This window comes from Pseudomonas sp. NDM (assembly GCF_003105095.1).
GTDB lineage: Bacteria > Pseudomonadota > Gammaproteobacteria > Pseudomonadales > Pseudomonadaceae > Aquipseudomonas > Aquipseudomonas moraviensis_A.
The window spans coordinates 1-24,322 of sequence record NZ_QETJ01000071.1; the positions used below are offsets into that span (position 1 = coordinate 1).

General features: G+C 60.7%; 21 protein-coding genes and 1 pseudogene. 11 read left to right on the top strand and 11 right to left on the bottom strand.

Annotation, left to right across the window (positions count from 1 at the left end; genetic code table 11):
- Positions 1 to 110: 110 nt before the first annotated feature.
- Positions 111 to 1,610 (bottom strand): efflux transporter outer membrane subunit, encoded by a 1,500-nt coding sequence (locus tag DCO47_RS15665; RefSeq protein WP_116658419.1) that lies wholly within the window; start codon positions 1,608 to 1,610, stop codon positions 111 to 113.
- A gap of 279 nt (positions 1,611 to 1,889) precedes the next feature.
- On the opposite strand from DCO47_RS15665, the gene DCO47_RS15670 reads away from it, so the two are divergent.
- The 4 genes from DCO47_RS15670 (at position 1,890) to DCO47_RS15685 (ending at position 6,411) form a co-directional block, all read left to right on the top strand.
- Positions 1,890 to 2,858 carry a LysR family transcriptional regulator gene (locus tag DCO47_RS15670; protein ID WP_024011667.1) on the top strand — a complete coding sequence of 323 codons (969 nt, stop codon included), beginning with the start codon at positions 1,890 to 1,892 and terminating at the stop codon, positions 2,856 to 2,858.
- Between the two features lie 389 nt (positions 2,859 to 3,247).
- The gene (locus tag DCO47_RS15675) at positions 3,248 to 3,622 is read left to right on the top strand and encodes a DUF6124 family protein (protein WP_042607687.1); all 375 of its coding nucleotides are present in this window, start codon (positions 3,248 to 3,250) and stop codon (positions 3,620 to 3,622) included.
- Between the two features lie 1,155 nt (positions 3,623 to 4,777).
- Positions 4,778 to 5,752, top strand: coding sequence for a D-glycerate dehydrogenase (locus DCO47_RS15680; RefSeq protein WP_064364424.1), 975 nt, complete (start codon positions 4,778 to 4,780; stop codon positions 5,750 to 5,752).
- A 149-nt stretch (positions 5,753 to 5,901) separates the two neighbouring features.
- The gene (locus DCO47_RS15685; RefSeq protein WP_042607685.1) at positions 5,902 to 6,411 is read left to right on the top strand and encodes a DUF2165 family protein; all 510 of its coding nucleotides are present in this window, start codon (positions 5,902 to 5,904) and stop codon (positions 6,409 to 6,411) included.
- An 18-nt stretch (positions 6,412 to 6,429) separates the two neighbouring features.
- Here DCO47_RS15685 and DCO47_RS15690 read toward each other — a convergent pair whose 3' ends face one another.
- On the bottom strand, positions 6,430 to 7,332 hold the full coding sequence (locus DCO47_RS15690) for a DMT family transporter (RefSeq protein ID WP_116658420.1): 903 nt from the start codon (positions 7,330 to 7,332) through the stop codon (positions 6,430 to 6,432).
- A 141-nt stretch (positions 7,333 to 7,473) separates the two neighbouring features.
- Here DCO47_RS15690 and DCO47_RS15695 point away from each other — a divergent pair, with 141 nt between their 5' ends.
- Positions 7,474 to 8,349: a helix-turn-helix domain-containing protein gene (locus DCO47_RS15695; RefSeq protein WP_064364427.1), complete on the top strand. Its 876-nt coding sequence runs from the start codon at positions 7,474 to 7,476 to the stop codon at positions 8,347 to 8,349.
- A gap of 198 nt (positions 8,350 to 8,547) precedes the next feature.
- Here DCO47_RS15695 and DCO47_RS15700 read toward each other — a convergent pair whose 3' ends face one another.
- The 6 genes from DCO47_RS15700 to DCO47_RS15725 all read right to left on the bottom strand — a co-directional run bounded on the left by DCO47_RS15700 (position 8,548) and on the right by DCO47_RS15725 (position 14,938).
- Entirely contained in the window at positions 8,548 to 10,977 is a 2,430-nt protein-coding gene (locus tag DCO47_RS15700) for a TonB-dependent receptor (protein WP_116658421.1), read from the bottom strand.
- Between the two features lie 195 nt (positions 10,978 to 11,172).
- Positions 11,173 to 12,162 carry a FecR family protein gene (locus DCO47_RS15705; protein WP_116658422.1) on the bottom strand — a complete coding sequence of 330 codons (990 nt, stop codon included), beginning with the start codon at positions 12,160 to 12,162 and terminating at the stop codon, positions 11,173 to 11,175.
- Entirely contained in the window at positions 12,159 to 12,725 is a 567-nt protein-coding gene (locus DCO47_RS15710; RefSeq protein WP_116658423.1) for an RNA polymerase sigma factor, read from the bottom strand. Before DCO47_RS15710 ends, DCO47_RS15705 begins: the two co-directional genes overlap by 4 nt.
- Before the next feature lies 1 nt (position 12,726).
- Positions 12,727 to 13,053 (bottom strand): DUF3325 domain-containing protein, encoded by a 327-nt coding sequence (locus DCO47_RS15715; protein WP_083354250.1) that lies wholly within the window; start codon positions 13,051 to 13,053, stop codon positions 12,727 to 12,729.
- Positions 13,053 to 14,636, bottom strand: coding sequence for a PepSY domain-containing protein (locus DCO47_RS15720; protein WP_116658424.1), 1,584 nt, complete (start codon positions 14,634 to 14,636; stop codon positions 13,053 to 13,055). Before DCO47_RS15720 ends, DCO47_RS15715 begins: the two co-directional genes overlap by 1 nt.
- On the bottom strand, positions 14,633 to 14,938 hold the full coding sequence (locus DCO47_RS15725) for a DUF3649 domain-containing protein (RefSeq protein ID WP_064364433.1): 306 nt from the start codon (positions 14,936 to 14,938) through the stop codon (positions 14,633 to 14,635). The genes DCO47_RS15720 and DCO47_RS15725 overlap by 4 nt, the downstream gene beginning before the upstream one ends.
- Before the next feature lie 188 nt (positions 14,939 to 15,126).
- Here DCO47_RS15725 and DCO47_RS15730 point away from each other — a divergent pair, with 188 nt between their 5' ends.
- From DCO47_RS15730 to fecA, 3 genes are all read left to right on the top strand, one after another.
- Entirely contained in the window at positions 15,127 to 15,615 is a 489-nt protein-coding gene (locus tag DCO47_RS15730) for a sigma-70 family RNA polymerase sigma factor (RefSeq protein ID WP_042607676.1), read from the top strand.
- Entirely contained in the window at positions 15,612 to 16,544 is a 933-nt protein-coding gene (locus DCO47_RS15735) for a DUF4880 domain-containing protein (RefSeq protein ID WP_116658425.1), read from the top strand. Before DCO47_RS15730 ends, DCO47_RS15735 begins: the two co-directional genes overlap by 4 nt.
- A gap of 144 nt (positions 16,545 to 16,688) precedes the next feature.
- Positions 16,689 to 19,022 carry a TonB-dependent Fe(3+) dicitrate receptor FecA gene (gene fecA, locus DCO47_RS15740; protein ID WP_116658426.1) on the top strand — a complete coding sequence of 778 codons (2,334 nt, stop codon included), beginning with the start codon at positions 16,689 to 16,691 and terminating at the stop codon, positions 19,020 to 19,022.
- A gap of 429 nt (positions 19,023 to 19,451) precedes the next feature.
- Here the strand turns inward: fecA and DCO47_RS15745 are convergent, their stop codons facing one another.
- Entirely contained in the window at positions 19,452 to 19,859 is a 408-nt protein-coding gene (locus tag DCO47_RS15745; protein ID WP_016771629.1) for an HPF/RaiA family ribosome-associated protein, read from the bottom strand.
- Positions 19,860 to 20,059: 200 nt separating this feature from the next.
- The gene (locus DCO47_RS15750) at positions 20,060 to 21,007 is read right to left on the bottom strand and encodes a LysR substrate-binding domain-containing protein (protein ID WP_065615820.1); all 948 of its coding nucleotides are present in this window, start codon (positions 21,005 to 21,007) and stop codon (positions 20,060 to 20,062) included.
- 135 nt (positions 21,008 to 21,142) lie between these two features.
- On the opposite strand from DCO47_RS15750, the gene DCO47_RS15755 reads away from it, so the two are divergent.
- Together DCO47_RS15755 and DCO47_RS15760 are read left to right on the top strand one after the other, a co-directional pair.
- Positions 21,143 to 22,519, top strand: coding sequence for an L-serine ammonia-lyase (locus tag DCO47_RS15755; protein WP_042607672.1), 1,377 nt, complete (start codon positions 21,143 to 21,145; stop codon positions 22,517 to 22,519).
- Positions 22,520 to 22,783: 264 nt separating this feature from the next.
- Positions 22,784 to 23,101 (top strand): DUF3509 domain-containing protein, encoded by a 318-nt coding sequence (locus tag DCO47_RS15760; protein ID WP_042607671.1) that lies wholly within the window; start codon positions 22,784 to 22,786, stop codon positions 23,099 to 23,101.
- Here the strand turns inward: DCO47_RS15760 and DCO47_RS15765 are convergent.
- On the bottom strand, positions 23,098 to 23,598 hold the full coding sequence (locus DCO47_RS15765; RefSeq protein ID WP_016771633.1) for a phosphate-starvation-inducible protein PsiE: 501 nt from the start codon (positions 23,596 to 23,598) through the stop codon (positions 23,098 to 23,100). The two genes, DCO47_RS15760 and DCO47_RS15765, sit on opposite strands and share 4 nt — an antisense overlap.
- 336 nt (positions 23,599 to 23,934) lie before the next feature.
- Between DCO47_RS15765 and DCO47_RS15770 the strand changes: the two are divergent.
- A pseudogene (locus tag DCO47_RS15770) lies at positions 23,935 to 24,189 on the top strand (YebG family protein); the annotation flags it as partial.
- Positions 24,190 to 24,322: the final 133 nt, after the last annotated feature.

The following is a 24,322-nucleotide window of genomic DNA, read 5'->3' on the forward strand; positions in this document are numbered from 1 at the left end:
CGCTTGCTCCCGCAGGGCTGCGCAGCGGCCGCAAAAATCTTGCGAGCGCTGCGCACTCGAGCGGGAGCAAGCTCCCTCGCCACAGGGATTGGCGTAATCCCGAACTGGGTTCACCGCAGGAGCGCCGGGGTTTTCGGGGCTTGGGTCTGCTCGGCCGTTGGCACGTCATCACCCGCACCGAGGCCACCACCCAGCGCCGTCACCAGTTCGGCATGCGCACTCAACCGCGCGGCCTGCACCTGCTGCTGCACCTGCTGCTGCTTGAACAGCAGCGTTTGCGCATTCAGCACATTGAGGTAATCGGTGAGGCCGCGTTGATAGGCGATCATCGCGATGTCGTAAGTCTTCTGCGCTGCGGCGACGGACTCGGCGGCGAAGTCCTGTTGCTTGTCCATCGACTCGCGGCGGATCAACTGATCGGAAATGTTCTTCAGCGCGTTGATCAACGTCTGGTTGTAGTGCGCCACGGCGATGTCATAACCGGCCGCCGATTCGCCCAATTCGCCCCGCAGTCGGCCGCCGTCGAAGATCGGCAACGAGATGGCCGGGCCAACGTTGTAGTTGAGTTTCTTGCCGGTCAAAAACTCCAGCGCCCCACCGCCGGTGGCCATGTAACCGAGGCTGCCGACCAGGTCGACGTTGGGGTAAAAACCGCCGTGGGCAACATCGATGCCGCGTGCCTGCGCCGCCACTTGCCAGCGACTGGCGACCACGTCCGGACGCTGGCCGAGCAGTTCGGCGGGCAACGCCGAGGGCAACTTCAACGGCGCCGCCAAGGACAGCGTCGGCCGTTGCAGCAGCGCACCCGCGCCAGGACCTTTGCCGGCCAGCGCGGCAATCTGGTTGCGGCTCAGGGCGATTTCCTCGTCCAGCGCATCGAGTTGCCGATGGGTTTCGGGCAGCGGCGCTTCGGCCTGGCTGACTTCGAAGTGCGTGCCGATACCGCCGCTGAGGCGTTTCTGCGCCAGATCGAGAATCTGCTGTTGCTGCTTGAGCGTCGCGGCAACGATGTCGCGCTGGGCGTAATGCAGCGACAGTTCGATGTAGGCCCGGACGATGTTGCTCTGCAGCTCCAGCTGCGCCAAACGCGCTTCGGCGACGCTGACATGCGCCAGATCCACCGCCCGTTCACTGGCATTGCGCTCGCGGCCCCAGAGGTCGAGGGCGTAGCTGAAGCCCAGCGCGGCGTTGTTGTCCCACGTCGTGGTGTTGGCCAGGTCGCCCGGGCCATAGAACTGATCGGTCGGCCAGTTGTGCCGCTTGAGGGTCGACTGGCCGTTGATCTGCAACGCCTCGGCCGCTTCGGCAACACCGGCCATCGCTTTCGCCTGACGCACACGCGCGGCGGCCATGGCCATGCTCGGGCTGCCTTGCACGGCGAGGTCGATCCAGCGATTGAGTTGCGCATCACCAAACGCCTGCCACCAATGGGCGGTGGGCCAGTGGGCGTCTTTGGCGGCCTCGGCAATGGCCGCGTCAGTGGCCAGTGAATCGGCCTCCAGCGCCTCGCCGTGTGGGGCAATGCCTTGGGTAGAGATGCAGCCGCCGAGAGCCAGGGTTAAAGCCAGAACACTGAGCGGCAAAAGCGCTCTGTTGATGCGACGCGGCACAGCTGCGAATTCCTGAGAAAAGGATCAATCGAGGGACTTGTGCAGGAGCTGCCGAAGGCTGCGAGCTTTTGATCTTGCTTCCCTTAAAACAAAATCTACAGATCGCAGCCTTCGGCAGCTCCTACCCAGGGACCGGCGCAATTCTATGGAGGTGCCTCTGCGGCGATAAGCTGGGATTTCTGTGAATCTTTGTTACGGTTAACGAGATAATCCCTTGGTCGGGGGTCTCAGCCCCTGAAACTTCGTGTCACAATTTGCCATCTCCCTTGAGAGCACCCCATGGACACTTTGCAAAACATGCGCGCCTTCAGTTGTGTTGCCGAAGCGGGCAGCTTCACCGCCGCCGCCGTGCAATTGGACACCACCACCGCCAACGTCTCGCGCGCGGTCTCCAACCTGGAAGCCCACCTGCAAACCCGCCTGCTCAACCGTACGACCCGGCGCATCGCCCTGACCGAGGCCGGCAAACGCTACCTGCTGCGCTGCGAGCAGATCCTCGCCTACGTTGAAGAAGCCGAAGCGGAAGCCAGCGACGCCCACGCGCGCCCGGCTGGTCAGTTGAAAGTGCACACCATGACCGGCATCGGCCAGCACTTTGTCATCGACGCCATCGCCCGCTACCGCAAGACCCACCCCGACGTGACCTTCGATCTGACTCTGGCCAACCGCGTGCCGGACCTGCTCGACGAGGGCTACGATGTCTCGATCGTGCTCGCCAGCGAACTGCCCGATTCCGGCTTCGTCTCACAGCGCCTGGGCATCACCTACAGCATCGTCTGCGCCTCGCCGGCCTACGTGAAAGCCAACGGCGCCGCACAGAAACCCAGCGACCTGCTCAACCACGCCTGCCTGCGCCTGGTCAGCCCGGTGATTCCGCTGGAGAAATGGGCCTTCGACGGCCCGGACGGCCAGGAAACGGTCACCATCAACAGCTCACCGTTTCTGGTGAACTCCGCCGACGCCATGAAAACCGCGATCACCAGCGGCATGGGCGTCGGCGTGCTGCCGGTCTACGCCGCCATCGAAGGCCTGCGCAACGGCACCCTCGTGCGCGTGATGCCGAACTACCGCTCCCAGGAACTCAACCTCTACGCGATCTACCCGTCGCGGCAGTACCTGGATGCGAAGATCAAGACCTGGGTGGAATATTTGCGTGGATCGTTGCCGGAGATATTGGCGGCGCATCAGGCGGAATTGGTCGCGTACGAATTGAGCGGGAGCCTGGCTGGCGCGCGCGTCGCCACCTGACTTTAAACACCGCTGACTTCGTGTAGGAGCTGACGAGTGCAACGAGGCTGCGATCTTTTGATTCTGCTGTTTAAAAATCAACGGATCGCAGCCTACGGCAGCTCCTACATGGACGCGTTTACAAGGAAGTTTCCGACAGGTTTTGCAGGTTGTCCGTCGGAAGTGCGCTGGCTAGGATTTGGCGGTTGCTGACGAATCAGCGACCGGGCTTGGTCGTCCGGGTTTAGAATGGCGCACATTTTCAAGCATGCTTAATGGCGAGCTGTGCGTGGGAGGGCTTCGGCCCTGCCGGGTTTCCATTCCCTGGTCGACCAACCCGCGTACGGTTCGCCACCCGATTGCTTGGTCGCAGTCAGTGCGCGAACTCCACTTTCGAATGGAGTTTCACCATGTTCAAACCCACACCCAATCCCCCCGAATCCGAAAGCACCTCCCCCTACCAATCCCCCGACTCGAAAAAACTCCACGGCGCCGCCGAGCGTGCGCTGGATCACTACCTCAAACCGTCCGCCAGCACGCAGCAAAACCACAAACCCAGCACCATGTTCCAGGTCGCCCCGGACCAGGACAACGAAAGCCTGCTGGCCCACGCCTGTGAATCCCTCGCCTCGGCCAGCATCATGAGCAGCGACATCGCCGCCCACGTCGACAGCCCACAACGGCACACGATATTGGCTATCCAACAAGTAATCATGCTGGCGGAACTGGCGGTGAATCGGGTGCTGGATAATTACGAAATCCACCAGCCCCCGTCGCGCAGCTGACCTTCTGGGAGCGAGCCCGACCGCGAGGGCTTCGGCACATTCAACATTCGAGGTGTCAGATAAACCGCTTTCGCGAGCAGGCTCGCTCCCACAGTTTGAATCGAGTACATCAGCGAGAAACAGGTCGGCTGTCAGGTCGCCATCGCTGGCTAGCCAGCCCCCACAGAAAAGCAAAAGCAAGATCAAAAGATCGCAGCCTTCGTCAGCTCCTACCGCTGGATCGCGTGAACTCGATAGTAATTTGTTGACTAGCGGGCCGCCATCGCGAGCAGGCTCGCTCGCACAGTTTGAATCGAGTACATCAGCGAGAAACAGGTCGGCTGTCCGGCCGTCATCGCGAGCAGGCTCGCTCCCACAGTTTGAATCGAGTACATCAGCGAGAAACAGGTCGGCTGTCAGGCCGCGATCGCGAGCAGGCTCGCTCCCACATTTTGATCGGGTGCGTTCCGTGAGAAACAGGTCGGCTGGCAGGGCGATATCGCGAGCAGGCTCACTCCTACAGTTTTGATCGTGGGTGTTCAGTGAGAAACAGGTCGGCTGGCGGGCCGCCATCGCGAGCAGGCTCGCTCCCACAGTTTGAATCGAGTACATCAGCGAGAAACAGGTCGGCTGTCAGGTCGCCATCGCGAGCAGGCTCGCTCCTACAGTTTGAATCGAGTACATCAGCGAGAAACAGGTCGGCTGTCAGGCCGCCATCGCGAGCAGGCTCGCAAAGCAGCGCAGCTGCCCGCGGCGAAGCCGCCCCACTCAACAATGAGCGCAAGCTCGAGTGCTTTTGATCTTGATCCACGGGCGACTTCGGAAGGCTGAGTGGAGGGATTGATCCGGGGTGGGAGCGAAGCGACCGTTTGGCGCAGCCAAACACAGCGAGTGTAGGTGCAGCGAAGCAAACCGGAGCCGCTGCGCCCGGATCGATCCCGCAGCGAAGGAACCCGAGCCTGCGAGGGCCGAACGCAGGAGCAAGCCTTTTGGGTTACCTTTTTGGCGTTTGAAAAAGGTGACCCGCCGTAAGGGCGGAACCGTAATCAGCAACACCCGCAGAAACGGATATACACCCAAACCACCCAAGGCATGGTCGGCCCAGAGGCCGCCAAGACAACCCGAGCGAGAAAATGTTAGCGTGCTTGCAATCAAGCCCCGACGAGCCCAAGCCCAATGAAAAAAACAGTCCTGGCCTTCAGCCGCATCACCCCGCCCATGATCGAACGCCTGCAAGACGAATTCGACGTCATCGTCCCCAATCCCAAGACCGGTGACATCAACGCCCAATTCAACGAAGCGCTGCCCCACGCCCACGGCCTCATTGGCGTCGGTCGCAAACTCGGCCGCGCGCAACTGGAATCCGCGACCAAACTCGAAGTGGTCTCCAGCGTCTCCGTCGGCTACGACAACTACGACCTCGACTACTTCAACGAACGCGGGATCATGCTCACCAACACCCCCGACGTGCTCACCGAAAGCACCGCCGACCTCGCCTTTGCGCTGATCATGAGCAGCGCCCGCCGCGTTGCCGAACTCGACGCCTGGACCAAGGCCGGCCAATGGCAAGCCAGTGTCGGCGCGCCGCTGTTCGGCAGTGATGTGCACGGCAAGACCCTCGGCATTGTCGGCATGGGCAACATCGGCGCCGCCGTCGCCCGCCGTGGCCGCTTCGGCTTCAACATGCCGATCATCTACAGCGGCAACAGCCGCAAGAGCGAACTGGAACAGGAACTCGGCGCGCAGTTCCGCAGCCTCGATCAACTGCTCGCCGAAGCCGACTTCGTCTGCCTGGTAGTACCGCTCAGCGACAAGACCCGCCACCTGATCAGCCATCGCGAGCTGGCGCTGATGAAGCCGAGTGCAATCCTGGTCAACATCTCTCGCGGCCCGGTGGTTGACGAACCGGCGCTGATCGAAGCCCTGCAAAACAACCGCATCCGCGGTGCCGGGCTGGACGTCTACGAGAAAGAACCGCTGGCCGAATCGCCGCTGTTCCAGCTGAAAAACGCCGTCACCCTGCCGCACATCGGCTCGGCCACCACCGAGACCCGTGAAGCGATGGCCAATCGCGCATTGGCCAACTTGCGCAGCGCGCTGCTCGGCGAACGGCCGCAGGATCTGGTCAACCCACAAGTCTGGCGCGGCTGAAAAAAGGGGCCAGCGTAGTGTTGCGCTGGCCCTTGATTCATTCTCCCTACATAACTTGCAACCGAACAATAAAGCCATCCCAACTAACTGCACTATAAGCTCTCGGAAATTATCAACTTATTGATTAATTGCCATGGAGAGCCAATCCCGTGAACACCCTGACCACCGACAAACTCATTCGTTACAGCAAAGTCGTCTTGATGGCTTATATAAGTTTCTTTGGCCTGCTGGTGATGATCCACAACTTCACCGACTATGAATCCAACTACACTTACGTCGCGCACATCCTGAGCATGGACACCACCAATGCCAGTGAAAACATCATGTACCGGGCGATTGACTCACCCATGATCCATCACCGGATCTACTGGTTCATCATCACCATGGAAGTCACTTATACGGTGCTGTGCCTGATCGGCACTTACCAGTTATATCGCTACGTCGATGCATCGGCCGCGGAATTTCATGAAGCCAAGAAGTTTTCGATCATGGGCATATTGGTTGCCATCTTCATTTACTACGTGTGCCTGCAAACGGTCGGCGTCGAATGGTTCGACATGGACACTTCGCAATCATGGAATGCCAAAGACTGGGCAAGACATATTGTCGACTTCATCTTCCCGGTGATGATTTACATCACATTGAAAGTTGAGCGCTGAACAGCAGCGCTCGTTCTATCAGGCCAACTTCCCCTGCCCTGCTGACAACAGCGTTTTCGGTTTACGAAACACCAACACGTTGCCCAGCATCACCAACACCAGCCCGACCAGCGCCGGCGCGGTCCATTGGTAACCTTCGGCAAACGCCGACACGTTCAGCGCCACCACCGGAAACAGCACTGTGCAGTAAGCCGCACGCTCCGGGCCCATGCGCCCGACCAGCGTCAGGTACGCGGTGAAGCCGATCACCGAGCCGGGAATCACCAGATAGAGCAACGCGCCGACATAACGTGGTGACCAGTCCATCTCGAACGGGATGCCTTTGAGCAGACACCACACCGACAACATCGCCGCGCCATAGGCCATGCCCCAGGCGTTGGTGGTTAGCGGTCTGAGGCCAGCTTTCTGTTGCAAACTCGAGAGCATGTTGCCGGCCGAAAAACACAAGGTTCCGCACAACGCCAACCCGAGGCCGAGCAGGGTTTGCGGAGTGGCCTGATGCCCGGCCACCTCCGGCCAGAACAACAGTCCCAGACCGAACAGCCCGAGCGCGCCGCCCATCAACACATTGCGCGCAATGCGCTGGCCGAAGAACACCCGCGCATTCAGTGCGTTCCACAGCGTCGCGGTGGAAAACACCACCGCCACCAGTCCGCTGGGAATCCACTGACTGGCGGTCAGGAAACACATGAAATTGATGCAGAACAGACACAGACCCTGAGCCACGCAGATCAGATGCCCGCGACGGTTCATCGGCTGCAGGCGACGACTGAGCAGCAACAGCGCGAACAGGACCAGCGCGGCCAGGCCGAAGCGATAGACGATCGACACCGGAATTTCGACCACGCCCAACTGCCATTTCAAGGCGATCCAAGTGGTTCCCCAGATCAGCACGGTCAGCAGGTACAACGACAGGTTCATGGCAGACGCTCCTCAAACAGGCCTTGAGTGTCTGCCTCGCCCGCCCATGCACGCTTGCAGAATCTTGCGCTTTTGTCCGCCAGCAGGCTGGCAGCGCCACGGCTACGGAGTAGGATGCGAAGGCGTTGAAGAGAACCGAACATGGCCGCCATCGATACCCTGCAAGTCTTTCAAGCCCTCAATCGCTCGCCGAACGCACGTCTGGTGCACAGCGCCGAGCTCGGTGACGGCTTGTCAGCGGCCTTGTGGACCAACCACCACGACGCTCAGGAATACGAAGCACCGAGTCATCACACGCTGTCCTGCTACATCGCCGGCGGCACCGGTACATTCCGGCGCGGCCAGCCGGGCCGCAAGGGCGGGCCGGACAAGCTGTGCATCCTGCCGGCCGATCACGAGTCAGGCTGGGTGATCAACGGTGATATCCGCTTGGCGCACCTGTATTTCAGCGCCGAACAATTCGCCCTCGGTTGCGTGACGTTGCTCGATCGCGAACCCCGCGAGATGCAGTTGCGCGAACAGACCTTTCTCGAAGATCCGCAGCAGGCACAGCGCTTCCGGCAGCTGCTGACGCTGAATTGGGAGGAGCCTGCCGAACGTCTGCTGACCAGTAGCCTCGCCCACGAATTGATCAGCCACACGCTGCTCAGCCAGGTGGGTGCGCGCCAGGGCTTGCGTTTGAAAGGCGGGCTGGCGGCGCACCAACGTCGGCAGTTGGTGGAGTTCATCGACAATCAGTTGAGCGAAGCAATCAGCCTCGGCCAATTGGCCGGACTATGCGCGTTATCGGAATACCACTTCGCCCGGATGTTTCGCGTGAGCTTCGGACTTCCACCGCATCAATATGTGCTGGCGCGGCGCTTGAGCCGGGCACGGGAATTGTTGCGCGGGACGACGTTGCCCTTGGGGGAGATTGCGCTGGCGTGCGGGTTTGCCAGTGCCAGTCATTTCACCAATCGCTTTCGTCAGGTACTGGGTGGGACGCCGGGCGAGTATCGGCAGGCGTTTTTGCGGTGAGCCCATTCCCCTCACCCCAGCCCTCTCCCAGTGGGAGAGGGGGCCGACCGAGGTGTCTGGCGCTATACGTCGACCTGAAACACCGAATCGATTATGGATTCAAAGCATCACGTTCAAGGCGGTGTACCTCTGGAATATCCACGGTCAGTCCCCTCTCCCTCCGGGAGAGGGCTAGGGTGAGGGGCTTTTGACTTTGACTTAAAACTCCAGAGTGCTGGAAAGCGAAACCTGCCGCGAGTCCCCCATCGAGACGAAGAACCGGCTCGCTGATGACGTGTAGTAAGTGCGATCAAACAGGTTCTTCACGTTCAACTGAAACTTGACTTTCTGCCCTTCGACTCTGGTGTCGTAAGTGGCAAATGCATCAGCCACGGTGTAGCTCGGCAGATCGAAATCATTCACCGCGTTGCCGGCCCGCTCGCCGACATAACGTGCGCCGGCACCGACACGCAATTGATCGCCGCCAAACACATTGCCGAAGTCGTACACCGCCGACAGCGACCCGGAATTCTTCGCGACGTTCTGCAGGCGCTTGCCTTTGTACTCAGGGTCTTCGGTGACTTCGGCATCGGTGTAGGCATAGCTGCCGATCAGGTTCCAGCGCTCGCTGAGTTGCCCGCTGACATCGACTTCCAGCCCGCGTGAACGCACTTCGCCTGCCGCACTGTAAATCGTCGTCGGACCTTCGGAGTTGGCCACCAGCACGTTGCGCTTCTTGATGTCGAACAACGCGATATTGCCGGTGATGCTGCCCGGCATATCCAGTCGCGCCCCCAGCTCCCAGGACTTGGCTTCCTCCGGCGCGATACTGCCGTCGAGTACCGTGCTGCTGCCGCTCAGCGGGGCGATGGTCGAGTTGGGTTTGAACGATTCGGTGTAGCTGCCGTAGAACGACAAAGCGTCGGTGTAGCGATAGACCAGACCGGCGCGCGGCACCCACTTCTGCCCGTTGCTGTCGGTATTGGCCTTGAACGGCACGCCTTTGCCGGCGTACTGGTCGTACTCTTGAAAGCGTCCTCCCGCGACCAGAATCCACTGCTCGTTGAGGTGAATCGAATCCTGCAGGAACACCGAATCGCTGCGCAGCTCATCGGTCTGTGCGCTGTCGGGCGCACTCACCGTAGTGCCCATCACTTCTCGGCCATACACCGGATTGAGGTAGCTGAAAGTGCTCAGGCTTTTTTGCCGAATCAAGTCTTCGCGGTAGATCTTGCGGTACTCGTCATCGACGCCGAATACCAGGTCATGTTGCATGCCCAGTACATTGACTTTGCCTTCGAGGCTGGCGGTGGTGAAACGGTCGGTGCTGATCGCATTCCGGGTGCCGTCCATGCTGCGTGTCAGTGTGCCGTTGCGGGTATTGATGGCGGTAACGCGGACCTGGCTGGCGTCATAGGTTTCGCGGTTCCAGCTGTAGCCGAAGTGGGCTTTCCAGTCGTCGTTGAGTTCGTGGTCGGCTTCGAAATGGTACAGATCCGAGCGCCCTTCCATGTCGTTGAACGGCTCATCGAGACGCTCCTTGCGCGAGATATCCAGCGGATGATTGGTGCGCGGATCGATCAAGGTGCCACGGTCGAACGGAGTGAGAAATTCGCGGTGCTCGTAGGCAAACAGCAGCTTGGTGCGTTCGCCGTACCAGGCCAGCGACGGCGCGATCAGGGTCTCGCGGTGAGTGCCGAAGTTGCGCCAGTAATCTTCGTCTTCATGATCGACGATCATGCGATAGGCGAAGCCGGAATCGCCCAGCGCACCGGTGCTGTCAAAGGCGCCGCCGCTGCCGTTCTTGCCGTCACCATAGGTCGAACCCCGCAGAGTCAAAGCGTTGTACTGAGTCAGTTCCGGCTTCTTGCTGACCAGATTGACCACACCGCCAGGATCCTGAATCCCATAGAGCAACGAGGCCGGGCCCTTGAGCACTTCGACGCGGTCCACGCTGGCGTTCATGCCGCGGCCCTGCACCAGCGGCATGCCATCGCGCATGATCGAGCCATTGCGGTTGTCGCCGAAACCGCGGGTCATCACCGAATCCTGCGTACTGCCCAGGGTGTTGCCCTGAGTGATGCCACTGACGTTGGCCAGCGCGTCGTCGAGATTGCGCGGCGCCTGATCACGAATGACCTGCGCCGGGATGACATTGACGGTCTGCGGAATTTCTTGCAGCGACGCCGATGAGCGCATCACCGAACTGGTTTCCGGCGGCTGATAACTCAGCGATTCACCGCGCGTTGAGGTGATCGTTGTAGCGTCGAGATTGAGCGCGCCTTCGGTCGGCGCCGGCTCCAGTGCCAGGGTGTGACTGTCAGTGCGGCGAAAGCTCAGGCCGGAGTTGCCGAGCAGGCGTTGCAGAGCCTGCTCAGCGCTCATCTGCCCGTTGACTGCCGGAGCATTAAGGCCGTACGGCGCTTCGTCGGTGTAGACCACGCTTTGCCCGGTCACGCGGCTGAAATCGCTCAGGGCTTGCGGCAGCGGTTTGGCGGCGAGGGCGAAATTGAGTTGCTGTTGCGCCTGATTGCTCAGCGCTTCAGCGGCCAGCGCCATGCTCATAGGCAGCAATGCCAACGCGGAAAAACTCAACGCCGACACGCTTAACCACTGTTTGACCGAACCGGATTTTGCCCTGGACTTCATTGCTCAATGACCTGTGTAGAACCGCAACGGATGCGAATGGCTCGCAGTTTCAGTCACTACACGGATGGGCCCCGGAGTTACCTCACCATAAATCGAAAATAATTTTGAAGATCAAAAGATCGCAGCCTTCGGCAGCTTCTACAGGGGAACGCATTCCAATGTAGGAGCTGCCGAAGGCTGCGATCTTTTGCTGCCTCAGCGCAAAATGATCAGGTGCCCCAACACCCGATGCTGCTCAAACCCCAACACTCCCTGCAGCGAATTGAGCACCGCCTGCGGATCCTTGCTCGGAAAACTGCCGCTGACCTTGCGCGCTGCCAGCTCATCGTTGAGCAGCACAATTCGCCCCGGGTAATAGCGGCGCAGATCCTCGACGACATCAGCCAACGTGGTCTTGTAGTAAGTCAGCCAACCCTGGCGCCAGGCCAGTTGTGCGTCACTGTCCACGGTATGCAGTTTTTCCGCCGTGCCGTCGGCGTAGGCGACTTGCTGGCCGGCAGTGAGAATCTGCTGTTCGCCATGCTCATCCGCCGTCACCGCGACACGTCCGGACAATACCGTCACTTGCGCACCATGGAGTTGCCGGCGCACTTCGAACTGCGTGCCGAGTACCCGCGCCTCGCCCTGCTCCGCCGCCACCACAAACGGCTCGCCGGTGTGGCTGACGCTGAAGAAACCGGCGCCACGGATCAACTGCACGCGGCGCTGACCGTGGCTGAAATCCACGGCAATCGCACTATCAGCATCCAGCGTCACTTGCGACTGGTCGGCCAAGGTCACCGTGCGGATTTCACCGGGCGCCGAGACATGATCGGCGCGCAGATCGTCGAGCCAGCGCTGCGCTTGCCAGCCGGTGCCGAGGCTGACCATCAGCAGCAGACACGCGGCCACCGCCAGCGCCCCAGACCAACGCAACAATGGCGAACGCCGTGGCGCATCCATCGCCTGCAGATAACCTTGCAGCGCGCCCGCATCTTCATCAGCCAGGGTACGCGCCGGGCTTTCGCTGAGTTCCCAGATCACCTGCGCCTGCGCATACGCCTCGGCGTGGGCGGGATCGGCGCGCAGCCATTGGCTGAAGGTCAGTTGATCACCAGTGCTCGGGCGGTCGTGCAACAGGCTCAGCCAGGCCAGCGCGGCCTGCTCCTGGGCCGGTGTCGGTGTGATCGGAGTGGATGGCTTCACGGTGCTTTCCCTGGCAGGCGTGGCGCGGGGTCGCGCAGGCTGGCCTTGCAGGCCTCGAGGGCGCGCATCATATGTTTTTCCACGGCACTTTGGGACAGCCCCATGGCCTTGGCGATTTCCGCGTACTTGCGCCCGTGAATGCGATTGAGCAGAAAAATCTGCCGCGTGCGTTCGGGCAAGGCGCGCAACGCTGCTTCGACATGACGCAGATCATTGCCGGCTTCGAGGGCGGCCTGGGGTTCGCTGCCGTGGCTATCGGGTTCGTCCGGCAGCCAGTCATCGTTGAACCGCGTGCGCGTGCCTTCGCTGCGCAAATGATCGATGGCGATGTTGCCGGCGCAGCGCAGCAGATAGGTGCTGAGTTCTTCGACCTGGACCAGCGGCCGCCGCCAGAAGCGCAAAAACAGATCCTGGACCAGATCCGCCGCCGTCGCCCGACAACCGACGCGCCGGTTCACCAGTGCTTCCATTTGCGCACGCTGGGACAGAAACACCTGGAGAAAATGCGCACGCGCGCCACGCGCTTCATCATCACGCGATTCCGGCGGCAGACCGATCAGCACTTCAGCACTGCGCCCAGGCCGCAACCGGACTCGCCAGCAGGCTCAACCCGGCCAGTGCCAAGGCCAGACGCGGGCGATACGGCAGCAACAGCACCAGTGCCAAAGCGCTGAGCATCAGCACCGCGAACCAGTCGACCAGACCAAAGCTCCAGCCATTGGCTGCGACCGCCGCCCACAGCGACAGCGCCAGCAACAGCCATCCCGCCAACGACATCGCTCGCTGCCGTCCAGTCGAAGGTTTGGCGCCGAGCAATTCAGCGTGATGGCGAGGCATCGACAGACACAATGCGGTGAAACCGGCGTAGGTGAGTAACAGGGCCAGCAGCATCAGTTGGCACTCTGTTCAAGGGTAATCGACCGAGGCGATGACTTTACTTTGGGAACGCTGACGCGGTTGCCTGCACGCTGCATCTTGCGCGCAGCCCAACCCAGAAAAAGTCCGGTCGCAAGGCAGGTCAGATCGAACCCGGCCAGTGCCCAGTCGGGCTGTATCAGGGTCGCGCCAAGATTCCACGGCGTAGTCAGCGCATTGATCAGCGGCACCGCGATAAACAGCGCGGCGCCGAGCGTCAGCTGTTCGATCCAGGCCTTGCGTCCCGGACGCAATACCGCATGCAACAGGCTCAGGCCCCAGGCAATGAAGAACGCATTCACTTCCCAGTCGGCCCGTCCCGTCAGACTCACCGGCAACAACCGATTGGCCAAAAAGAATACCGCCACCGCCGACACCAGCCCGGCCATGCTGGCAATATTCAGCACTTCGACCAAACGCAATTCGAACGGCAGCGCTGCGCTTTTTGCGTGCTTGAGCTGACGCTTGCCCAGCCAGATCACCAGCCCGGTGCCGATCATCGCCGTGCCGGCCAGTCCGCAGATGAAATACAGCCAGCGCAACAGCGGCCCGGCGAAATGGCCCATGTGCAGACCGTAGAATGCACCACCCACCGACATCGCCATGGGTTGATCGGGGGTACTGCTCAGAAGCTGCCCAGTGACGCCGTTGAACGTCACCGCCCGGCCAAAATCATGCACCACCCGATCGCCTGCGCGGGACAGCACCACCGTGGCGCTGGCATCGCCCGGATTGCTCACCGACAGGCGCGCGGTGTGGCCGCCCGACCACTGCTCGCTGGCCTTGGCAAGTAGCGGAGCCATGGCGGTCAGCGGCGCGGCGATATCAGCACGTTCGGGCGTCTTCGAGGCGGGAAAGACTTCGTCGTAAAACTTGCGCACGTCACTGCCGTAAGAGGCAACGATGCTCGCCGGCATGACCATCGACATGAAAATCACCAGGCTGCTGTAGGTGATCATCAAGTGAAACGGCAGCACCAGCACACCCACCGCGTTATGCCCGTCGAGCCAGGAACGCTGGCCCTTGCGCGGGCGAAAGGTGAAGAAGTCCTTGAAGATTTTCTTGTGGGTGATGATGCCGCTGATCAACGCGACGAACATCACCATCGCAGCGATGGTCGCCAGCCAGCGGCCCCACGGATAAGGCATCTGCAACTGGAAGTGGAAGCGGTAGAAGAACTCGCCGCCCATGCTTTCGCGGCCCTGTACTTCGGCCCCGCTCTGGGCGTCGAGGGTGCTGGATTCGAAGCGACCGCGCTCCCCGGGCTTGCCCGGGGCCTGCTGCCAGCGCACGGTAAGGCCGGGATCGCGGGCATCGGGCAAATCGATCAGCCAGCGCGAAGCACCGGCGGCATGTTGCTGCAGATAGTTTTGCGCCAGGGTCAGGCTCGCTTCGGCATCGAGTGGATGCGCAGCCATTTCCGGCTGCATCCAGTGACTGATTTCGTCTTTGAAGTAAGCCAGCGTTCCGGTGAAAAAGATCGCGAACAGCAACCAGCCGAACACCAGTCCGGCCCAGGTGTGCAGCCAGGCCATCGCCTGGCGAAAACCCTCTTTCATGCCAGCCCCAGACCGCGCGCGACACCGGAAATGGTGGCGAGAATCACGCTCGGCACCAGCAAGCCGACCCATGCCGACCATGCGCTGCGGCAGGCAAAGCACCAGAGCACTGCGACCAGCCAGACGAGAAAGGACACGGTCATGCCGGTGACCACGGCTTCAGCGCGGTTCAACGGCAGCCACAGCGTCAGGGTGACACTGGCCAGCGCCGCGACCAGATAGCCGCCGAAAACCGCCGCCAGCACTCGCGAAGTGACGGCCAGACGATAGGACATGGGAAGCGTGGCGAGTTTGCCTTTCATGTTTCGACCCTGAAACGAAAAACGTTCGGCCGACAAGCCGAATCTACAGGCGAGCAATATTAATGATAAATATTCTCATACGCAAAAGCATCTGATTGCCGGACACGGTCCCCAGCCCCTACAATGCGAACCGTTCTTGTTCTCTAACGCACGTTCTCTACGCAAGCATTGCGTCCGGAGTCATTTCGTTGCCGCCCGCCCATCCTGTCGAATCGCTCTATCACGCCCATCACAGTTGGCTCACCGGCTGGCTGCGGCGCAAGCTCGGCTGCCCGGACAGCGCGGCGGATCTGGCTCAGGACACGTTCGTCAAAGTGCTCACCGCCCGCGAGCCGCCGGTGATCATCGAACCGCGCGCGTTTCTCACCACCTTGGCCAAGCGTGTGCTGTTCAACCATTACCGGCGGCAGGATCTGGAACGCGCCTACCTCGAGACGCTGGCGCAAATGCCCGAGATGGTCGCGCCGTCGGAAGAACACAAAGCGATCATCCTGCAGACGTTGCTCGAACTCGATGAGCTGCTCGACGGTTTGCCGCAGCCGATCAAACGCGCCTTCCTGCTCGCGCAGGTCGATGGCCTGACTTATCCGCAGATCGCCGCTGAACTGGGTATCTCGATAGCCACGGTCAAACGCCATCTGAACAAAGCGGCGATGCGCTGCTATTTCGCTTTATGAATCGAGTGCCGGAATTTTCCGCGCAGGTCGCCGAACAGGCGGTGTACTGGCTGCTGGAAATGCAGCAGGGCACGCTCACCCCGCGCCAGCAACAGGCCTGGCAACAATGGCTGGATGCGCACAGCGAGCACCGCCGGGCGTGGGAGCACATGCAACGGGTCAACCAGCGTTTGCGCGGCGTGTCGTCACCCTTGGCCCACGCGGCGTTGAACGGGCCGAAGTCCGCCAGCCGTCGTCAGGCGCTGAAAATGCTGCTGATTTTCGGTGCCGGCTCAGCGGCGACCTGGGGCCTGCGCGAGCACACGCCGCTGCCGTCGCTGCTCGCCGATTACCGCACACCGGTCGGGCAGCGGCGCAAGATTGCCCTGGGCGGCGCCGATTCCTTGCAGCTCAATACCGCCAGTTCCGCCGATGTCGATAACGCGCAGCACCAGATTCGTCTGCTTGAAGGCGAAATGCTCCTGAGCGCTGCGAGCCCGTTCGACATACACACGGCGCACGGCGTGTTGAAAAGCCAAGGGGCGCGCCTGAACGTGCGGCAGTTTGCCGATCGCACGCAGATCGCGCTGTTTGAAGGGCGAGTCGAACTCACCGCCAACCCGCGCGCGCCTCTGCTGCTGCCGGTCGCGCGTCAGCTGAGTTTTAGTGGCAGCGCCTTCAGCGAGGCCAAGCCGCTGGACGCCAACAGCGGCGCCTGGACCGATGGCATGCTGGTCGCCGCCCATATGCGCCTCGGCGACTTTCTCGAAGAGCTTGGCCGCTACCGTCGCGGCCAGTTGAGTTGCGCCAGCCAGGTCGCCGATCTGCTGATTTCCGGGACGTACCCGCTGGATGACAGTGAGCGGATTCTCGACCTGCTGGAAATCAGTCTGCCAGTGAAAGTGAGGCGCTTTACCCGTTATTGGGTGAGCGTTGAAGCGCGGGTTTGAAAAGCAGGATCAAGAGATCGCAGCCTTCGGCGGCTCCTACAGAAGGCTGGGATCTTTTTATTTTCAAAAAAATGAGCCGTTTTTCAGATCTGGCGTGACAGAGAAGGAAAGCCCCCTTGATTCCACCTTCTCAGGATCATCCACATGCAGCCCACCCGCCTCACGCCACTGGCCCGCAGCCTGCGCAATCTTCTGCTTGGCGCCAGCCTGAGTTTCACCGCCCTGCCCGCCGCGCTGGGCGCCGAGACCAAGGTCTATCACATTGCCCCGGCGTCGCTGGAAACCGCGCTCAACCAGTTTGGCCGTGAAGCCGGCGTGCTGATCTCCTTCGGCTCGCAAGTCACCAGCGGTGTGCAAAGCCGTGGTCTGGAAGGCAATTACACGACGCAGCAAGGTCTCGATGCATTGCTCGAAGGCACCGGTCTGCAAGCCCGCGCCGAGGGCGAAAATGCCTTCAGCCTGCAACCGCTGGGAGATTCCGCGCTTGAGTTGGGCACTTCGACCGTGGTCGGCGACTGGCTCGGCGATGCGGCGCAGGTCAACGTGTTCGAACACCCGGGCGCGCGTGATGTGATTCGCCGCGACGAATTTGAGCGCCAGGGCGCGACGCAGGCCCGTGACGTGCTCAACCGCATCCCCGGCGTCAATGCGCCGGAGAACAACGGCACCGGCAGCCATGACATGGCGCTGAATTTCGGCATTCGCGGTTTGAATCCACGTCTGGCCGCGCGCTCGACAGTCTTGATGGACGGCATTCCGGTGCCCTTCGCGCCGTACGGTCAGCCGCAGTTGTCGTTCGCGCCGATCAGCATGGGCAACATGGATGCCGTGGACGTGGTGCGCGGCGGTGGCGCCGTGCGTTACGGCCCGCAGAACGTCGGCGGCGTGGTCAACTTCGTGACCCGGGCAATCCCCGACGAGCCGACGGTCAAGGGTGGTTTCCAGACTGAAACCAGCCCGTCGTCGAGCCACGACGGTTTCAAGACCAGCGCCAATCTGCTGGCCGGCGGCACCAACGCCAACGGCCTGGGCGGCGCCTTGCTGTACTCCGGCACCCGTGGTGGTGACTGGCGTGAGCACAGCGATAGCGAGATCGACGACCTGATTCTCAAGGGCAAATACCAGCTCGACGAAGCCAACAGTTTCAACGCCATGGCCCAGTATTACGAAGGCAAGGCCGACATGCCCGGCGGTCTGAACGTCGCCGATTACGATGCCGATCCCTATCAGTCGACGCGCCCGAAAGACCAGTTCTGGGGGCGCCGGACGATGTTCAACTTCGGCTATCGCTATCAGGAAGATCGCCGCGAGTTCACCGCCAGCACCTTCTTCACCAAGACTTTGCGCAGCGGTTATCTGGATCAGGGCACGTTCCTTTCGCTGTCGCCACGGGAGTATTGGGTGCGTGGCCTGGAAACCCGCTTCGCCCAAGGCTTCGACCTGGGTCCGAGCAGCCATGAAGTCGGCGTCGGCTACCGCTACATCAACGAGGCGGGCCACGAACTGCGCTACCGCACGCCGATCAGCGCCAACGAATACCCGACCACCAGCAGCCGCAACGACCGCGATACCCGTGGCGGCACCGAGGCCAATGCGTTCTTCGTCGACGACCGCATCGACATCGGCAAATGGACCATCACCCCGGGCGTGCGCTACGAGATGATCGAGTCGCAGCAGACCAACAACCTGACCAACGTCAAATACAAGGGCGACTACAACACCGCGCTGCCGGCGCTGAACGTGCTCTATCACCTGACCGACAGCTGGAATCTGTACGCCAACACCGAAGGCTCGTTCGGCAGTGTGCAGTACAGCCAGATGCCCAACCGCGTGAGCAGCGGCGAGGTGAAACCGGAAAAGGCCCGCACGTGGGAACTCGGCACGCGTTATGACAATGGTGCCCTGCGCGCGGAAATCGGTGCATTCCTGATCAACTTCGATAACCAGTACGAAAGCAACCAGACCAACGATTCGGTGATCGCCCGCGGTGAAACCCGTCATCAAGGCATCGAGACCAGCGTCAATTACGCCCTCGATGACTTGAGTCCGGCGCTGGCCGGTTTCGACGTGTACGCCACGTATGCCTACGTCGACGCAACCATCCGCGAGGACGGGCCGAACAAAGGCAACCGCGTGCCGTTTTCCTCCAGGCACAAAGGCACGATTGGCGTCGGTTATACCGAAGGGCCATGGAAGCTGAATCTGGACAGCAGCTTCCAGAGCGATCAGTTCGCCGACAACGCCAACACCTCGAAGGAAAGTGCCGATGGCAGCACCGGCAAGATACCGGGGTACATGCTGTTCAGCAGCCGCGCCGGGTATGACTTCGGACCGCAACTGTCGGATTTGAATGTGGCCGTGGGGGTAAAGAACATGTTCAACACGCAGTACTTCACGCGCTCGTTCGATGACAACAACAAGGGCAAGTACGTCGGGGAGCCGCGGACGGTTTATGTGCAGACTTCTGTGGCGTTCTGAGGGTTGAAAAGCCCCTCACCCTAACCCTCTCCCTGAGGGAGAGGGGACTGACCGTGGGATGCTTGCGAGGTACGCCGACCTGATTCTGCTTTACCGAATCCATAATCGACTCGACCTGAAACCACTTTGCCGAATCTATAATCGACTCGGTCTTTCAGGTCGATGTACCTCTTCAGACACCTCGGTCGGCCCTCTCCCCGAGAGAGGGGGAACTGATTGCGGGATGCTTCAGAAATTCATTGACCTGAAAGTACTTCACCGAACCCATAATCGACTCGGTTTTGCAGGTCGATATATCACGCAAGACACCCCGGTCGGCCCCCTCTCCCTCTGGGAGAGGGCTGGGGTGAGGGGCTTTTCTGCTACAAACAAAAAACGGGCCTGCATCAGCAGGCCCGTTCTCCTTGTGTGACTTGTGAAGTCAGCGCATCAACTGTTGATGGCTGCCTGTTCGTTCTCGTCGAATTCTTCCGCCAGCAGCTTGTCGTTGGCCTTGCCGGTAAATGGCACTACCGCGGCGCGTGGTTTACCTCGCAGTTTGCCGAACAGATGATCCAGTTTGTGCTCGAGTTTTTCGGCAGCACCGTCGATCGCCTGTTCCAGCGAATCGGCTTTGTGGGTCACGGAAATCGGTTGGTGGCCTTTTGGCCGCGCTTCCAGTTGGCAGCGCAAGTCATGGGGACCTGGCTTCTCGCCGTTCTCGTCGCTGAGGTGGACTTCGACACGGGTCAGGTCTTCTTCATAACGGTCGAGCGTGCTCTCAATAGTTGTACGTACCCACTCCTCCAGTCGCTTACTGCTTTGAATATGGTTATCGCTGTTGACTTGGATTTGCATAGTTCATCCCTTATTTCAGCTAGCTCGCTGGAGGCCTTGAGTTGAATTTCCTGACCTCCTGGTTACAACAATCGGCCCGAGCGCCGAACATTTCAACCCCTGAAAAAAGAAAAATATTCATTCGCAAAAAAAGCCGGACAACCGAGCAAAGCGCTGCTAAGGTCGGGAGTTGGGTCGACCCGCTCCGCTGAAAAATCTACTCACATCTGCTGCTCATTCAGCGGGTGCAGACTGCGAAAAATCCCCGCCTCCTCCACCAGCCAATCGTGCACGGCACGTACGCCCGGATGGCTCAACGCCCCCGGCGCATACAGCAGCACGTAGCGTTTATGGTTAGGCACCGACAAGCCGAACGGCACGATCAGAGTGCCGCGTTCCAGCTCGTCGTTGAGCAGCGTGCGCCGGGCAATTGCCACGCCCATGCCGGCAATCGCCGCTTCGATGGTCAGGTGATTGCGATTGAACGTATGCCCGCGGCGCACATCGGCGCCTTCGAAGCCGATCGCATTCAAATAGAACTCCCATTCCGCGTATTCGTAACTGCCACGCCAGGCGGTGATGTCGTGCAGCAGCGGGAAATGCCCCAGATCCGCCGGCCCGTGCAACGGCGGTCGCCCACGCAGCAGGCTCGGCGCGCATACCGGAAATATCTGCTCGTCGAGCAAGGCTGTGGATAACAATCCGGGGTAACTGCCATCGTTGAGATCGATGGCCAGATCGAAATCGCCTTCGTGCAACGGCACGCTGCTGTCCTCCGCCACCAGGCGCAACTGGATGTCCGGAAAGCGTTGCTGCAAGCGCGGCAGACGCGGCGTCAGCCACTTGCCGAGAAACGACGGAATCGAACGCAGCCGTAACGTCCCGCTGATCATCCCGGCATCCAGTCGGCGCAACTCCGCATCGATGCTGCCATAGGCTTCGTTGACAGTAATCGCCAGCCGCTGCCCCTGCGCGCTCAACTCAACGCCGCGCGCTCGCCGATGAAACAGGCGAAAGCCCAGGCGCTCTTCCAATTGGCGAATCTGCTGGCTGACCGCCCCCGGGGTGATGTGCAGCTCTTCGGCGCAGCGGGTGAACGACAGGTGCCGGGCCGCACAGGCAAATACCTGCAGCCAGACATAGGTCTGGGCATGCAATTGACGACTCATTGTTTAGTCCTGCTAAAGGCTGTCTTAGGAGGTTTCGTTGGTCACCTCGAACCGAGGCAGGCAGTATCGCCGACATTGCGCTTGTCCGACAAAAAATGGCAGCGATTCCTACTCCATTGCTTGTGAGGGTTTAGCATGGCTATCAGTGTTTTCGATCTATTCAAAGTAGGCATCGGCCCGTCCAGTTCCCATACCGTCGGCCCGATGCGCGCAGCGGCGACGTTTGCCCAGACCCTGATCGACCAGCATCTGCTCAATGACGTGCGACGGGTGGAAATCCGTTTGTATGGCTCGCTGTCGGCCACCGGCGTTGGCCATGCCACCGACCGCGCGACCGTCATGGGCCTGATGGGCGAGTGGCCGGACAGCATAGATCCGTCGACCATCGATCCACGCATCCAGCAACTGCGCGAAACCGGGCAACTGTCCCTCGCCGGTCAGCGTTCGATTGCTTTCGACTGGCAGAGTGATCTGCTGCTGCTCGACGAGAGCCTGCCCTACCACCCCAACGCCATGTCGCTGACCGCCTTTGGCGAAAGCACCGAATTGTTCACGCAAACCTATTACTCGGTGGGCGGCGGTTTCATCGTCGAAGCCGCTGAAGCCGAGTCAGGCGTGGCGCCGACCAGTGACGTGGTGTTGCCGTACGACTTTTCCAGCGCCGCCGAATTGCTCGCCCTGTGCAAGCAACACAATCTGCGCGTGTCCGAATTGATGATGGCCAACGAGCGCGCCTGGCGCAGCGATGCCGAGATCCGCCAGGGCCTGCTGCATATCTGGTCGGTGATGCGTGAGTGCGTCGAACAAGGCCTGCGCCACGAAGGCATCCTGCCCGGCGGTCTGAAAGTACCGCGCCGCGCAGCGAAACTGCACCGCAGCCTTTTGGAAATCGGCAAACCGAATGTGATCAGTTCGACTTTGTCGGCAATGGAATGGGTCAACCTGTTCGCCCTCGCCGTCAACGAAGAAAACGCCGCGGGCGGGCGCATGGTCACCGCGCCGACCAACGGCGCCGCCGGGATCATTCCGGCCGTTCTGCACTACTACATGAAATTCAATCCGGATGCGTCTGACGATGACGTCGTTGCGTTCTTTCTCGGCGCAGCCGCCGTCGGCATTTTGTGCAAGAAAAATGCGTCGATCTCTGGCGCCGAGGTCGGGTGTCAGGGTGAAGTCGGCTCGGCTTGTGCGATGGCCGCCGCCGGCCTGGCCGACGTACTCGGGGCAACGCCAGAGCAATTGGAAAACGCTGCCGAAATCGGCCTCGAACATAACCTGGGTCTGACCTGCGATCCGGTCGGCGGCCTGGTGCAAGTGCCGTGCATCGAGCGCAATGCCATCGCGGCGGTGAAGGCGATCAATGCCACGCAAATGGCCCTGCGCGGCGATGGCAATCACTTCATCTCCCTCGACCGGGTGATCCGCACCATGCGCGACACCGGCGCCGACATGCACGACAAGTACAAGGAAACCTCGCGGGGCGGGCTGGCCGTGAACTGGGTGGAATGCTGATTGATCTGACTGCACCGTCAGCGGTCGTTGACTCATTCCTGCCCTGAAAACGCGCCAAAAAAAACGGCGAGCCCCGAGGCTCGCCGTTTTTTTTCACCGGGTTCATTGTTCGACAATTTTTCCGGCATGCGCCTTGCTACATCACTCTTGAGGCAAACGGACATTGCGAACCTCAGCGAACGAGATGCCAGTGGTCTGGTGTTGCGAACCAAATCGGATCATGGCCGGTCAACAACTGCACGTTCAATCAGGCGGTGACGCATCATGGACAACCCATTTCAAATCATTACCGATGCTTTCGCGCCGGACTATCAGATCAATCTGAGCATTCAGGGCCTGGACGGCAGCATCATGCTGACCCTGTCCAACGCCGGCCGCATCGTGGCCAAACGCATGATCAGCGCCGAACAGCGCAACGATCCGGAGCGGCTGAAGCGGCTGGTGCAAAGCATTCAATTCGGCATCGCCATCGAACAAGGCCACAGCGCCATGTCGATTCTCGAGGCCATGACCAACGGCGCCGGGCTGACCCCGCCACCGCCACGGGTCAAAGGCCAGCCCGGCCAGGCGGCGGGCCTTTAAAGCTCGCCCTTCTCCACTTCAGGATGTTCGCTGGAGCCCGTGCCGATCTTGCGCTGCGGGTTCTCGATCTTCACCGAGGGGAACTGCGACGAGGCGTAACGCACCACCAGGATCGCGAACGCCAGCAGCAGAATGCCGCCGCACAGATAGATGATGCCCATGTCCGGCGGGTTGTGGTGCGAGACGTTGGAGATCAGCAGGCGCGTCAGCGCGGTGATCGCTACGTAGATCAGAAAGCGCACCGGCATGTGGTTGGTCTTGAAATAAATCCCGACCATCGCGCCCAGTTCCAGATAGATGAACAGCAACAGAATGTCATCAATCTTGATATGCCCGACTTCGAGCATGCCGAGAAACTCCATCACCGCCGCCCATGCCGTCACCGCACCGATGGCGAACAACGCCAGGTAGTGAAAGGTTTCGACGAACAGGTTGCCCAGGGACTCGGCCAGTTGATGCACGTTGCGCCGCAGTTTCTCGGCCCAGTTGATTTTCACGATGAGTTTCCTTAGCCCGTATCGGGCGGATGATGCGTATCGCACGTGACGGTTTTGCGCGTGCGCCTTGTAGCCACGGTTTTCATGCAGGTTCAGGGCCACGCATCATGGCGATCCGCCGCAAATCCCGCGCCGTGGCGTTTGGTCGCACCGCTGGACTTTCCGTGGGAGCGAACCTGCTCGCGATAGCAGCGACACCGTCCCCCTGACAAACGCCAAATCCGGTCTACATTGAAAAGCCACTACCCATGGCGCAGGGATTCGCTTATCCTTTTCGCTGTATATGGATACAGTAGTCGTCAAGACAACTTAACGTGAAGGCATGTGAGGTGGTGAATGGCCGTCGAAGTGGTATACCGCAGCAGCCGAGATCTGGAGCGCTTGTTCATGGATAAAGCCGAAGCTGATCGTCATGACAAAATGCTCGAACTGGCCGAATATCTGGCCGATGTGCTGCAAAAAGCCGTTCCGTCCCTGACCGAACAGCAAGTGGAAGAAGCCGGGATCTACATGGCGAAGAATCGCGATGTGTTCGCCCGGGCGTTCAAGAGCCAGCCCGATGCGCTGTCGGAGCTGATCAATGCGCCGGCCGAGCCTGTGGAAAAGACCGAAGTTGCAGAACCTGACGAGGCACCGGCGAAGCCCGCCAAAGCAGCGAAAGCGCCGAAGTAATTCGCGCCCAATAAAAAGATCGCAGCCTTCGGCAGCTCCTACATTCCGAGTG